10 protein-coding genes are annotated in these 14033 nt (G+C 47.5%); 6 read left to right on the top strand and 4 right to left on the bottom strand.

What is annotated here, in order from left to right; translation table 11 throughout:
• Positions 1-8: 8 nt before the first annotated feature.
• From ACXYMU_RS15945 to ACXYMU_RS15960, 4 genes are all read left to right on the top strand, one after another.
• Positions 9-1145: a glycosyltransferase family 4 protein gene (locus tag ACXYMU_RS15945; protein WP_458987412.1), complete on the top strand. Its 1137-nt coding sequence runs from the start codon at positions 9-11 to the stop codon at positions 1143-1145.
• Positions 1129-1974, top strand: coding sequence for a glycosyltransferase family 2 protein (locus ACXYMU_RS15950; RefSeq protein ID WP_458987413.1), 846 nt, complete (start codon positions 1129-1131; stop codon positions 1972-1974). The genes ACXYMU_RS15945 and ACXYMU_RS15950 overlap by 17 nt, the downstream gene beginning before the upstream one ends.
• Positions 1975-2141: 167 nt before the next feature.
• The gene (locus ACXYMU_RS15955; RefSeq protein WP_458987414.1) at positions 2142-3305 is read left to right on the top strand and encodes a glycosyltransferase family 4 protein; all 1164 of its coding nucleotides are present in this window, start codon (positions 2142-2144) and stop codon (positions 3303-3305) included.
• Entirely contained in the window at positions 3262-4503 is a 1242-nt protein-coding gene (locus ACXYMU_RS15960) for a glycosyltransferase family 4 protein (RefSeq protein ID WP_458987415.1), read from the top strand. Before ACXYMU_RS15955 ends, ACXYMU_RS15960 begins: the two co-directional genes overlap by 44 nt.
• Positions 4504-4534: 31 nt before the next feature.
• Here ACXYMU_RS15960 and ACXYMU_RS15965 read toward each other — a convergent pair whose 3' ends face one another.
• Positions 4535-5728, bottom strand: a complete 1194-nt coding sequence (locus ACXYMU_RS15965; protein ID WP_458987416.1) for a glycosyltransferase family A protein — start codon at positions 5726-5728, stop codon at positions 4535-4537.
• Between the two features lie 254 nt (positions 5729-5982).
• Here ACXYMU_RS15965 and ACXYMU_RS15970 point away from each other — a divergent pair, with 254 nt between their 5' ends.
• Positions 5983-7194, top strand: coding sequence for a hypothetical protein (locus tag ACXYMU_RS15970; RefSeq protein WP_458987417.1), 1212 nt, complete (start codon positions 5983-5985; stop codon positions 7192-7194).
• Between the two features lie 48 nt (positions 7195-7242).
• Positions 7243-8145: a glycosyltransferase family 8 protein gene (locus ACXYMU_RS15975; RefSeq protein ID WP_458987418.1), complete on the top strand. Its 903-nt coding sequence runs from the start codon at positions 7243-7245 to the stop codon at positions 8143-8145.
• Positions 8146-8345: 200 nt separating this feature from the next.
• Here the strand turns inward: ACXYMU_RS15975 and ACXYMU_RS15980 are convergent, their stop codons facing one another.
• The 3 genes from ACXYMU_RS15980 to ACXYMU_RS15990 form a co-directional block, all read right to left on the bottom strand.
• On the bottom strand, positions 8346-9599 hold the full coding sequence (locus tag ACXYMU_RS15980) for a flippase (protein ID WP_458987419.1): 1254 nt from the start codon (positions 9597-9599) through the stop codon (positions 8346-8348).
• Positions 9600-9704: 105 nt separating this feature from the next.
• Positions 9705-12086 carry a GumC family protein gene (locus tag ACXYMU_RS15985; RefSeq protein ID WP_458987420.1) on the bottom strand — a complete coding sequence of 794 codons (2382 nt, stop codon included), beginning with the start codon at positions 12084-12086 and terminating at the stop codon, positions 9705-9707.
• Positions 12087-12097: 11 nt separating this feature from the next.
• Complete coding sequence (locus tag ACXYMU_RS15990; protein ID WP_458987421.1) at positions 12098-12898, bottom strand: polysaccharide biosynthesis/export family protein; 801 nt, start codon at positions 12896-12898, stop codon at positions 12098-12100.
• Between the last annotated feature and the right edge of the window lie 1135 nt (positions 12899-14033).

Genomic DNA, 14033 nt, shown 5'->3' on the forward strand with positions numbered 1-14033 from the left:
GACGAGATATGAATATATGCTTTATTGGGAATTACACTGAGCGGACCACAAATGGCGCTTTCATCTCTACCCTGACACTAGCCAGAGAACTTGTCAAGCTCGGTCACCGCGTGTACTTCTACTACCTGCACAAAGAAGTAAAAACTTTTGTAAGCGAAGACGGTATTGTGCACAAGCGCTTCCCCAAAACAAAACACCCTTTTGGTTTGCCGCCCGGGCTAAAGCACACCATCAGCACCCGCGAAGACCATATTGACGTCTTTAGCCTGCAGAGTGTGTTCATCCCCCTGAACTATGCGGTAAGCCAGTATTTAGCAAAGCAGGGTATCCCTTACACAGTAACGCCGCGGGGTGGGTATAACCAGCAGATATTCCGGAGCAACAGTTTGCTGAAAGCGGTCTACTATAAGTTATTCGAGCAGAAGTACTTGCATCGTTCCAAAGGGGTGATTTGCATCAGCCAAGATGAAATGCATGATTTAGAGCTATTAAAGTACAGAGGACCTGTTAGAGTTATATACAATCCGATCAATGCTTATTCTACGTCAGATTTTGTTCATCATTTTCAGGATCATAAGAAGTTAGTCTTCCTAGGTAGGTATAACATCGCTAGCAAAGGCTTGGATCGCCTGCTGCACATGTTTAAAATAATCAACAGCCTAGACCCAACAGTGTCGCTGGACCTGTATGGCAAGGGGCCGGACAAAGAAAAGCTGGAGGCTCTGGCGCAGCAGCTTGACCTAAAGAACTTCAGCCTTAACGGCAGCGTGTATGGCGAGGAGAAGTACCATGTGCTGTCCAACGCTACTGCCTACGTACACATGGCTAACTGGGAGGCCTTCGGCCGGTCAATAGCTGAGTCGATGCTGTTAGGGTTACCTTGTATCATATCGCAGGAGTGTTCCCTGGCAGACGAGGTGTTTAACAAGCATGGAATTGACCTGGTGGTGGGCGGTGACCTAGAGAAGTCAGCTCGGGAGGTAGTCAACTTCCTGTCAGACAAGGAAAGACTGGCAAGCACGGCGGCGCGTGGGAAAGAAGTAGCTTCCCAGCTCTTCAACGGTGTTAATGTGGCAAGGTCTACGCACCAGTTTTTAGAAGAAATAACCTTAAAAGCAGAAGTAGTTTATGAAGCAGCAGGATAAAGCACCCTTAATATCGGTGATTACAGTAGTTTACAACGCTGCCGATTTTTTGGAGGCTACGCTGAAAAGCGTGATAGAGCAGGAGTATGATTCTTTCGAGTACATAATAGTGGACGGTGGGTCCACAGATGGGACACTGGATATTGTGCGTCGGTACGAAGACAGAGTAGACTATTGGGTGAGCGAACCTGACAAAGGGATCTATGATGCCATGAACAAGGCGGTGCTGAAAACCAGAGGGCACTATATCAACTTCATGAACGCTGGAGACAGCTTTTATTCTAGTAAAGTTCTAAAAAATGTTGCTAACGAAATAAAATCAAGAAAAAATATTGATATCTTGTATGGCAATGCAGTGAAGAAGAGTAGCGAGGCGAGTGGTTTTTTGTATGAAACGGGCCGTCCGCTTACCACTCGGAGCTTCTTCATGACTACGCCTATGTGTCATCAGTCCATGTTTACGCATCGTGACCTTTTCTCAACTGTAGGGCCATACTCACGGGAATACAAGGCAGCGTCGTTCTGCGGATGGCTGGCAAAATACTACGCGCTCCGGCAGAACCTAAATCATATCGTTTACCTGCCCATGCCTCTTTCTATTTACTTAGACGGAGGGTATAGCTTCCAAGTCAAGAAAGTGATTGAGCGGGAGCGGCTGAGCATTGCTAAAGAGTATTACCCGCTCAAGTACAAAATCCTTCATCATTTCAGGTATCCGGTTGAGTACGTGAAATCTGTTTTATTGCCCATAATGCTTCGGATGCAGGTTTTGGATCGTTATCGCGAAATCAAATACAAGCTATTAGGAAAAGCTATCGCAGCGAAATAAGGGCTGTGGTATACAATGTATGATGGCTTTCTGATGTGTTTTTAAACGGCGCAAGCCTATAAGCTAGGACCCACCTCCAATGGATAAAGCGACTTGTTCATTCATTTCCCGATTTGGCAGTGCATAGTACATCATATATTGAATACCAGTATTAAACAGTGAATTAAATGGAATGCAACAACCCAACACCTCAAAAGATACTTATTGTGGGGCAGACGCCGCCACCATTTGGCGGACAGTCGCTGATGACGCACCGGTTGGTTAACGCAAAGCTAAAGGGTTTGCAGCTGTACCATGTGCGCATGTCTTTCTCCAAGACAATGAAATCCATAGGGCATTTTGAGTTCAGGAAGGTGCTGCATATGTTTACAATAGTGGCAAAGGCAGCTTATTACCGGTTCAAGCATGACATTCCAACGCTTTATTATATGCCGGCGGGGCCCAATAAAACTCCAGTAATCCGGGATATATTCATGCTGTTTTTTATGCGGCTGCTCTACAAGAAGGTTATATTCCACTTCAGGGCAGCCGGCGTGTCTGAGTTTGTGGCGGAGCAGCCTGACTGGCTCCGCCACCTGGCAAATTACGTGTACAGAAGACCGGACATTGCCATTCACCTCTCTTCGCTGAACCCCAATGATGGGGGCTATTTCAATGCTCGCAAGACCCTGGTGGTGCCCAATGGCTTGGAGGATGAGGCGTTGCCCTACCTGCCTATCCGCCGCGAGACCCGGGAGGAGACGCGCATTTTGTACGTCGGTATGATTAGCGAGGGGAAAGGGATTATAGTGCTACTGGAAGCAATGGATATCTTGCTGCGCAAGGGGGTCAAGGCTACCCTAACGGTAGTGGGGGAGTTTGCCTCTCCGGCCATACAAGCCAAGACAGAAGCTTTTGTGAAGGCAAACCAAATTGAGGAAAGCGTTTTCTTCAAAGGAATAAAGCGGGGTAAGGAGAAGGACCAGTGCTTCTTGGAGGCAGACATTTTCTGTTTCCCTTCTCACTTCGACTGTGAATCTTTTGGAAACGTGCTGGTGGAGGCGATGATGTTTGAACTGCCGGTAGTGTCAACCCGCTGGAGGGGAATTCCAAATATTGTCCAGGATAATGAAACAGGCTTTCTCGTGCCTATAAAATCGCCCCAGGTTACAGCAGACAAGTTGTTGGAACTGATTTTTCAGCCAGAACTCCGAGTGCGCATGGGGCAGCACGGACGTGAAGTTTACCTCTCTAAATTTAGCATAGACCAGTTTATGGAGAATATGCGCAAAACCTTATTGAAAGTTTATGATGAAGATCGTCCTGTCAGCCTACGCTTGCAGACCAAATGAAGGCACAGAGATGGGCAACGGTTGGAACTGGGCCTATCAGTTAAGTCAGCAGGGGAATGAGGTGTGGTGTATCACCAGTGTTCGGAACAAAAAAGCCATTGTAGCCTACCTGCAGGAGAATGAACTGCCCGGTCTGCATTTTGTTTTTGTGGAACTGCCCACTGCAATAGAGCAGCTCCGGAAAAAATACCATGCTGTATTTGTATACCTACACTACCTCTACTGGCAAAAAGAAGTATACAGGCACGCAAAGCGGCTGCATGAAGAGGTAAGTTTTGATATCGCCCATCATGTGACTTACGGCAGCCTGCAGATGAGCTCTAAGCTTTGGAAGCTGCAGATACCCTTTATCCTAGGCCCCGTGGGAGGAGGACAATTTGCGCCAGCGGCCTTCAAGAAATACCTCGGCAAAAGCTGGTTTGTGGAGAAGTTGCGTTACTATTTCTCCAATTCAGTACTGCTGAACCTCTTCCAGACCAAGCAAGCCCTGCAATCGCCTTACACCTTAGTCCTGACAAACAACCAGGAGACGTATGAGATGGCTATCAAGCTAGGGGCAAGACAGGTGAGGATGGGAATTGACACTGGGCTGCCGGCGTCTTTTTACCCGCCTCAATTCCCGGAGCGAGAGCCAAGTAGGGCGCTGAAGGTGCTCTGGGTGGGATCGATGAGGCCTAGAAAAGGACTGGAGCTGCTGCTGGACATATTTGCAGCTGTGCCAGAGAATATCTCCCTTACGATTGTGGGAGGCGGAAGCCAGGAGCGGGAAGTGAAAGAGCAGGTTGTGCGACTAGGTATCCAGAACCAAGTGAAGTTCACCGGGAGAATTCCTTACCAGGAGGTAAAGGAGCTGTATCTCACGCACGACGCCTTGATCTTTAGTAGCCTGCGCGACTCTAGTGGGGCTCAACTGCTAGAGGCAATGGCATATGGCCTGCCTATTGTTACCTTAGACCATCAGGGGGCCCATGACTTGGTGCCGGATAACGCTGGCATGAAGGTGCCACTCACAACAGTAGACGAGACGGTGGATAACATGCGGCAAGCACTCGTCTACTTAGCGGGGCATCCCGCAGAGCGAAGGGAGATGGGGCATAACGGATACCTTTTTGCCTTGCAACAGCAGTGGCCAGTGAAGATAGCGCAGATGTTGCAGGAGTATCACAAGCTGGCTGGCCACGCCAGAGAGACGGTCTGACCAAAACTAGTGCAGGGCCTGCCAGCGATCCTTACCTGTGCCGTTGGCCGAAGGTATCGCGGAACTTCTTTTTGAGCCACCTGCTGTTCATTACCTTTCTGGATTTCTGCTTCATCAGTTGGATGAGATAGGTCAGGGTGACGTGGGAGTGGTAGTAGAGGTTGTTGCGGACGTTACTCATGGATGTAATATGGGACTTTTCTGCCAGGCTAATGGCATGGCCCGGAACCTTCAAGATCACGTTCATAACGGCGGGCGTAAGCTGGTAGTCAAATGAGAGCACGGCTTCGGTGGCGGTCCGGGTCGTGAGCATGTATCTCTCCTCAAAGAGATCGGGTTCCCGGGTGCCATTCAGGTCTACCACATAGTCATAGGCCGCCAGTTCGGGCACAAGTTGATTGAGCTTGTAAGGCAGTATTTCATAGAACACATCATACACGCTGTATGACTGCTCAAACGTTTTAAAGCGGAAGCTCTGCACCGGTGTCAGTTGGAGTGGAACCTGGTATTTGGTTGTGCTGCCAAAGTGGTGCTCGCCTTCATCCGAGAAGGTGGTAGAGAGCGACACCCGAGGATAAACATAGAATAGCTGCTTCTCAACTAAGAACTTCAGGTAATATTTTACCCAGGATTTTTCGGACCAGTTCTTTACACCGATCGGCAGTTTGTCTTTGGCGTCAATGCGCTGGCCCTCGTCATACCAACCTCTGAAGGCCTGCCAGCTTTTGTGCAGTAGCACTGAGCCCCATGAGGAAGGGTACTGCAGGAAAAAGACATCGCTTTCGTCCTGGAGAGGTGAAAAGGGGATGGCTGCCTGCTCATAGTATTGAAAAGAATAAAGCGAGATGCCGGCAATTTGGGGCTGCTGTGCGTAGAACGCGGCGGCCTGCTTGGCAAACAGGTAAAAACCCGGGGCCACCAGCAAGTCGTCTTCCAGGAAGATGACCTCGCCAAACTGCTCCGTTAAATCGCCGCAGGCAAAGGCGTGCTTGCGCAGGCCAAGGTTTTGAGGATGGGCAACAATAGTTTTCTCGCCGAACTTCCACTCAAATGCCTCCGCTGCACGCAGTACCTCGTCTGTGTCGCTTTTGTCGATGCTGATAATCAGAGGCACCGGATGCGGGTAAACGGCGTTGTGCAGGCTATTTAGAAGGCGTTTAAGTGGTTCAGAACGGTTATAAGCCATCACCACAATGGCGGGGGCCTTCATATTATCTTCCATCATCTCAACTTTTTTATAAACATATCAAACTTTTTATATTAAAAGCATAAATAAAAATGAGATTATTCGTAAAAGGCTTAACTTAGGTTAGGCTTTTATATATTTTTATACATTTTCCGTTCAAAATGCCAAACGTTTATTTTTCCAGTTTTATCATTGCCCTTATCATTACTTGGTCCCCGCTAAAACCGTTGGCATACCTCACCCCTTTTATTTGCATGTTCTGGCACCTCTATAAAACGAATTCAGGGCATACGTTGAAGAGGTTCATTGTGATCGTGTCGTGCTGCGTCATGTCGGTGCTGCTGTATTTTGTAACGTACCGGATGCTTGGGCACAACTTTTTAGTTGCCAATGCCTTCATCGCCTTCGTGACGTACGGCTCCTTTCTGTTTTTGCTGATTATACCCTCCGACAGTGCAGGTAGCAAGCAAGACTACACCAAATATGCCAGGATCATTATTTTTGTAGTGATAGCAGAAAGCATTGTGGGGATATTGCAATACGCAGCGGCGGCTACCAGAAGTATGGCCCAAGGCGATGCTGTGCAGGGAACGATTGGCCCGGTTGCTTTCCTGAGCAACAGCGCGGGTTTCGGTAACCAGATGTTCGCCATCAACATGGTTTTCATGCTACTGTTTCTGCTGCCTTACGTCATCGCGCATAAAAAAGGGCGCTTAGCTTTTTTGATGGGTATTGTGGCGCTCTTCCTCTCGTCGGTTGTGCATGTGTTTTTTGCACTGTTGGCCGGTATCCTGCTGGGAGGGATTTTCTTTAGGAGGCACCTGCTCTTTAGTCAGTGGAAAGCCATTGTACTCTCAGTTGGAGGGGTAACCTTAATGGTAACGGTGCTAGCCTTCTACCAGCCCAACGTGTTCCGGAACATCAGCATGCATTACAGGGTGTATTCGCAAGGAAACAGCCCCAAGAACATGGTAGTGGACGCCTCCCTGAACAAATTACCCTTGGACTACCCATTGGTTTACATCACCGGCTTAGGGCCAGGGCAGTATACCAGCAGGGCAAGCCTGATTAGCTCAGGTACCTATGGAATCAACAGCAGCTTGCTGCCTAACACTACCAGCACTTTCTTTCAGAAGCATATTTACCCGATTTGGCGGGCATACGCCGCCAACGACGCCAAGTATGGCAGCTCCACGATGAGTCGCCCTTTCTTCTCGCTACTCTCTGTATACATAGAGTTTGGAACCGTGCTGTCGGTGCTGCTGCTGGCTTACGTGGTTTACCTGGTGGTCCGCTTGCGCAGAGAATACATTAGGAGCTTGGATGCCAGGGACTCAACCCTGCAGTACCTGGCTTTGGCAAGTGGTATGGCTGTTATATTCCTTGTCTTCGTTTCAGCCTTCGAAAACTATCTCGAGACAACGCAGGCCATCTTTCCGGGCCTGATGCTGATAAAAATATTCTTCCCGTCTCGCAAAGTGCCGGTACTTGGCGAGGCGGCTTAAATGCACTTCCGGCTAACCTGATTTTTTAAAAAGTAACTAAATCACCTTATGAAAAGCTCTTCGGTTGTAAACATTGCCTGTGTTACCGATGCCATTTATGTGCGGCATCTGGGTGTCACTATTTGCTCTTTGTTGGAGAATAGGAAATATGACTATGATGTCAATTTCTACATCTTGCAGGAAGGTTTAAGCAAAACCGATTCAAAAAGGCTTGAGGCCCTGATTAATGGCTATGCTAAGGCAAAGTGCATCTTTGTAAATGTAGACCTCTCACGCTATCAGTCACTCAGCGCTTACAACCATTTGTCTATGGCCGCCTACTACCGAACCAACCTGCCAGACATTCTAGACAAAGAGGTGGAGCGGATTCTTTACCTTGACTGCGACCTTGTGGTTAAGGACGATATACGGGAGTTATTTGAGTATGACCTGGCAGGCAAAACAGTGGGGGCTGTGGAAAATCCGGAATTTAACCGGTACAAGGAGCTCAACATCCCGGAACAGTATGGCTACTTCAACAACGGTATCATGTTAATTGATGTGCCAAAGTGGAAGGAGAAAAAGATCAGCGAGAAGATATTCTACGCGCTGGATCACTTTAGAAGCTCCTTTGAGCTTGCCAACCAAGACTCATTTAATGTGGCGCTGCACGATGAGTGGGAAAAGCTGCCTTTGCGGTGGAATGTGCAGCGCATTATGTTCCAGAAGAACCGAAAAGACGCCTCTGCCTGCAAGGAAGCGGAGAACCCGGCCATCATTCACTATACTTCTTCAAAGAAGCCATGGGACTACCTGAACAACCACCCGCTCCGCAGTGAATACTACAGGTACCTGAAGCTGTCGCCTTGGGCAAACACCATTTTTATTCCGCAAGACCTTACTTTCAAGAGCGTAGCAAAGAAACTCCTCCGAACAGCGGGCATTAAACAGTTTCAGAAAGACTATTGGTAACATAAAGGGTAGTACAACAGGCTGTAGTGGAAGCGCACCAGTGCGGTGCAAGGAGCCTTCAATAAGAGCGGGTAAGTTTGAAACAGCCAAACTTACCCGCTCTCATTGAAGGCTCCTTGAGTTTTAGCGGTACTTAGTCAGAGAGGCTGTATGTACCGCTACCTTGACTATCTTTAAGCTTCAGCCCTACCCAGATAGCGTTAGGCTATTGATTTCTTTCCCCACCAGTGGGAGAACACCAGCGCCCCGAACATCCACTTTACCTGCAGGCGGGTATCTTTCAGCATGATGGGCACAACGATGATCGACACAAGTGATGAGCCCAGGCTAGCATAAGCTGCGCCCACGACGCCATAGTATGGGATGAGAAGTAAGTCGAGGAGAAGATTGGCCGCGACGCTGCACACTGTGCGGATCAGGTTGATCTTTACAAGGTTCTCGGCAATAATGTATTTGCTGAAGGCAGCGTTCAGGAAGAGGCTGATCAGGCAAAACGCTGAAATTCGCAGTACTGAGATGGAGGGCGCAAACTTCTCGGTGAAAAGAAGGATAATAAGCTCCTCCGCAAACACAACTAAGACTCCGGCAAAGGCAACCGACATCCAAAGCATTAGGGTATATAAATCCTTCATGCGCTTTTCGTACTGCTGCGCACTTTTCTTCTTGGCGTTGATGATGGCAGGGAACAGAGAGGCGCAGATCGTAAAGGGGATGTAGTTGAAGGATGTGAAAATGCGCATCCCCACTACATAATAGCCCAGTGATGCGTCGTTGAGCATGTTCTTCACAATAATTTTATCCATGTTGCCATTCATCAGGCTCACGCCCATAGCGATAGCCAAGGGCCATGAGTTTTTCAGCAACTTGACAGCCAGTTCCCGGTCGAGGGGGAAGAGCTGCAGCGAAAGACTGTAGTTGGTGCGAAAAAAGTAAAACAGGCTGACAGAGTAGATAAGGCCTTCGATGGCGAAGGTTCCTACAAAGTAAATGAGCGGCAGCTTCAGGAAGATAAACAGGAATTTAAGGCCAGAAACTGCCACTGTCGTGATCATGTTGGAGTATACCGAAAACTTCGAAGCGACTTTTGCCTGGAAATAATACTCGAACAGGTCAAACGACTCGAACAGCACATAAAACGAAGCGACCATGATCAGCACTGTCTCATCAAAGTTGTTGATGAAGAACGAACTAATAAAGGTAACAAACAGTGCTAGCACGGCGCCCCCAACCTTCAGGATTAAAGAGACGCCCAACAGGCGCTTTTCATCATGCTCCTTGCCTGCAACCGACCTAACAATCAGGTCTTTCAAGCCTAGGTGGGAAAGCACCTGGAACATGAGCGCAAAACTCATGGCATAATTGTACAAGCCGAAGTCTTCTGCGCCCAAATACCGGGCAATGTAAATGCCGACAAGAAATTTAGAAATAATACGAACAACGTATCCTAGCATCATCCAGGATACGTTGCTGAAGTATTTCATGAATCTCTCATCGCGGAACTTTGAAATTACTTTAGAAGAAAGTTTTCTCACTAGATGAGGGTGTGGGTATGATAAAGTTTAAACGGCACCAACCGTGTCAGAGGAAGAGCTTAGCAGGGAGAATTTCTTCTTGCGCTGTGAGTAAGCATAGCCGTACTCGCCGATGTCTTTCGTGCTGTTCAGCATCATGTATACATTCTCTACGCTGTTAATACGGAGCACCTCCAGTGAGCTGGCCAGTGCTTTGCGGTTAGAGTAACCGGCTCGCACCACAAACAGCTTCACATCGAAGAAGGGCTGCAGCAGCAGGAAGTCTGACACATAACTCATCGGTGGCGTGTCTACCACAATCTGGTCAAATGAGGCAGAGAGCTTGCTGAAAAGCTCCTCTACCTTCGGGTCCTCTAACAAGTGGGAGGAGCTGATCAAGGTATGGCCAGGCGCAATGATAAAAAGGTTGTCTACCTCTGTGGCTTGGATGATCCTGTCAAGGGAAGCTTCACCTAACAGGTAGTCAGTCAATCCAACGTTATCTACCTTAAAGTAATTGCTGAGCGTAGGGCGCCGTAGGTCAGAGCTGATAAAAAGCGTTTTGCGGTTATTCTTAGCATAAGTCGTGGCCAGGTTTATAGCACAGAACGTTTTGCCCTCGCCTTCGATGCTAGAGGTAATCCCTATTACTTTGTGGCCTTTTTCGCGGCTTAAGAACCGGATATTGGTCTTGGCATACTCAAACGACTCAGCGAGAGAAGAGAGCGGGCTGTCTATAACGGCCAGGCGAGTTTTCTTCGGTGCTTTAGGTATAAGCGCCACTAGGGGCAGGTCAGTCGCTTTCACTAGGTCCTGCTTGTCATCAAACGTATCGCTGAAGTAATCACGAGACAGGATGATAAGGGCCGGCAGGCCTAAGCCAGCGAGTATCGCCAAAATCACCACCACCATACGATTAGGTGATACCGGAGACCCGCTGGAGCTCCGGGCGTTGTCAATTACGCTTTTATTAGATACGTAAGAAGACACCGCAATACCTGCCTCGGTGCGTTTCTGTAGCAGGTAATTGTATATGTTGTCGCTAAAGGCGAATTTCCGGTTGATGTTAGTCAGCTCGAACTCGTTTTGAGGGAGCTTACTCATCGTGTTGGTGATGCGGTCGATATTCCGCTGGTTCTCGCGCAAGGCGATCGCAGATGATTGAATCAGCTGGTCCACGTTCTCACGCAGGGTGATTTCTGCGTTTTTAATTTGCCCTTCCAGCACTTGGTACACCGGGTTAAGCTTGCTGGAGCTGTACTGCTTCTCGTTCCTTGCCTGGTAGAGGCGCTGCAACTCCAATAGGAGGCTGTTCAGTAGTTTATCGTCGATTCCAACAGAGGATGGTGCTGACACATCGCTTACGTCCTTGTGCTTAGCTAGATAAGAGGCAATATGCAGGTAGTACTCATGCTGCACGTTCAAATCCGCTCGTTTGCGGTTCAGGTCGTTGAGCTGCATGGTCAGGTTCTGGGAGGTGGTTCCGATGTCAATGATTTGGTTATTAGACCGGAACGACTTCAAAGTCCCTTCTACCTTCTTGAGGGAGTCAGATACAATATCAAGCTGGTTGTCAATAAACTTAATGGTGTTCAAGCCGAACTGGCTCTTTTTGAGTTGGTCGTTCCCGATATAAACTTGTGTCAACATACTAAGGAATTCCTTTTCCTTCTCGATGGAAGGACCTGCCACTGACAGCTGCACGATGTTTGAGTTCTGCGTGATCGGAGCAACGGATAACTTATTAAGGTAATGCTCTGTGAGCTGGTTGTTGTTCCGGATGGTGATAAAGTGCGACTTGCCAGGGTCCAGGCTGTAACCCTTTTTTAAGGTAAGGCTCAGCGTCAGGTAAGGGAGCTTCAATGTGTCGCCCACATGTATTTTTTGGTCCACATCAGCATAAGGCACATACACTGACGCATTGGTGTTGAAGTCATAGGCCCAGGCCTCCTCCGCTGTAAATTTCACCCGATAGGTCATGCTGTCCTCAAATGAGATGTGTATGGGCATGTTGGAGAGTTGTGGTGTAGTATGGATAAGTTCCACGTCAAAAGCGGGAGGGTATATCTCTTCTGCCCACATCTCACCTATCTTGCCGTACTCATTGTCATACTCATGGTAAGACACTGTAAAGTCAAGCGCTTCGAGGGCTTGCCGAACGGTAGAGTAAGAGGTAAGGATGCCAATCTCGTCTTCGAGGGCGCCGTTAGAGGCAAGCAGCTGCACGCCCTCAAAAAATTGCGACTGTCCTGTGCTCTTGTCCAATGAATTCTGATCGGCAAGTTGCACGGTAGCGTGTACCAAATACAGTTCTTCCTCGGTCTTCAGGTAAAACAATGCCAACGAGACAAAGACAACCAAAGAAATGGCAAAGTAATACCAGTTCCTGGAGAGCTTTATCAATACGCTTTTAATGTTCTCGTTTTCCATGGCCTTTAAGCTTAATTAATAAAATTGTATAAGAGTATACCGCTGCTTATTGCTCCAAACAACAGCGACATCGCGGATAGCGCGTTAAGGTTGCTTCTGGTGTTCTTCTCCTTCATGGGCTGGATGTAAAGGACGTCATTGGGGTGCAGGTAGTAAAACTCAGATGCGAGGATGTTCGGGTCTTTTAGGTTGAGAAGGACAGCGCCCAGGCCATCATCTGTCTGGCGAACGAGTGTGATGTTCTCCCGGTTCCCGAAGTCGTTTAGGTCGCCGGCAAGCCCCAGGCCCTCCAGCACAGTAGCCTGGTCGTTGTAAATGTAGTAGTAGCCGGGGTTCTGTACTTCGCCCAGTACTGTGATCTTGAAGCTCACCAGCTTTACGATAACGGAGGAGCGGGGTAGGTAAGCACTGATTTCCTTCTTTATCTTTTCCTGGGCCTCTGTTACGGTCAATCCTGCCACCTTCACGGCGCCTGCCTCCGGCAATTCGATGTTGCCGTCTTTGTCGATGGAATAACCATTGAGGTAAACGCTTGCCGGGTTCATGTTAAAATTCCCATTCTCCGACTGCAAGTTAAAATAAGTGGAAGACTCGGCATCCAGCGTCTTAATCTTGACAGATAGCACATCGCGTGTCTGCAGCTTGTAGCTGTCAGAGCGATTATCGATACGGGTGAGTGCCTTCGTGTTGTATTTGGCGTTAGGGAAATACACCAGCTCCTTGTTGGAGACGCAGGAGCTAACTAGTAAACTAAAAAGTAAGAACAGCCATAAGGGGAGTGGCCGTCTGGTGATGGATGCCTGATAGTGCATAGCTTATAAAACTCAGTTAAGGGTATAAATAATGATCCTGCTTGTGATGTTTTTGGCAGGGGTTAGTGTGTATACTTAGTCGCTTAGGTCTTTTACTTTATCTGTCACGCAGGTGCGCGCATCTGTGACTGAGCGCTTCAACAGGTCTAAGGCTTGCCAAATCATATGAGGAGAAGCCTTGTTTGTTTTAGAAGTACCGTTGAAGCCAATGAATCATTATGTGCTTACCTGCGGCTATTATATGTAATTGGATAAAAATAGTTTCATATTTTATCAACAAAGAGCAAAAAAATATGAATTGCTGGATATATCGCTTTAGAAGGCCTGTTAAGTAGCCCAGCATATTGGTTTTTTGCCCCTGTCAAAAGTTACTATGGAGGCTTGCCTTTGCTAGCAGATCGGGATCGGCCTAGCTGAATTTAGGGTAAGTTTTCGGATGCGATTACCCCTGGTGTGCTGTAGCAGCTGAAGCCTATGCGAATTAGCTATTGCCTCCATCCCATACCTATAGCGGAGCAGTGCTTTGGTACTTTATAGCAATAGGCGATGGCCATCACCTTGCTCCTCAATAACACATTCTGTCTCCTGTTTTAGAAAGGGTTAGCGGAGGTGCCCCTGCTACAATTTTATGTCTTGTGTAAGGATGTTTTAATCGGTCTGCAATTCTAAGTCATTTCAAGCCCTATTAGTAGACTGTGCTCTTTCTAAACCTCCCCATACAAGAGTTTCTTGGCAAAATATCTGGGAAATTATATTATTAGTAAAATTCACTTTTTGATAGATAGCTAGCGAAAAATATTTGCAAGAACCATTTGCGCAGCCATTGTATAAAATGTTAAATTGTTGAATTTGCTGCTAAATAGCATTTTTCTAAATGAGTGCAACTAATTCAGAAGGCGGCTTTTTAGGGTTGAGCAAATTAAGAACAAGTAACTGGCAGCCTTGAAGAGAAATAATATATTCTGAGTTTTTCTTTTGTTATTAAATAAGTTTTATATTTTTGTTAAAACAACTTGTATTTGGTTCAAATAGTGCAATTAGGCAGAGGTGGTGAATTTTAATTTTATCAGGTCTTGATAACAGTGTATGTTATCAGGGTTAGTAGAGCCAGAAGATGTGCAGGTATCCTTAAGGT

Source organism: Pontibacter sp. CAU 1760 (assembly GCF_054482735.1).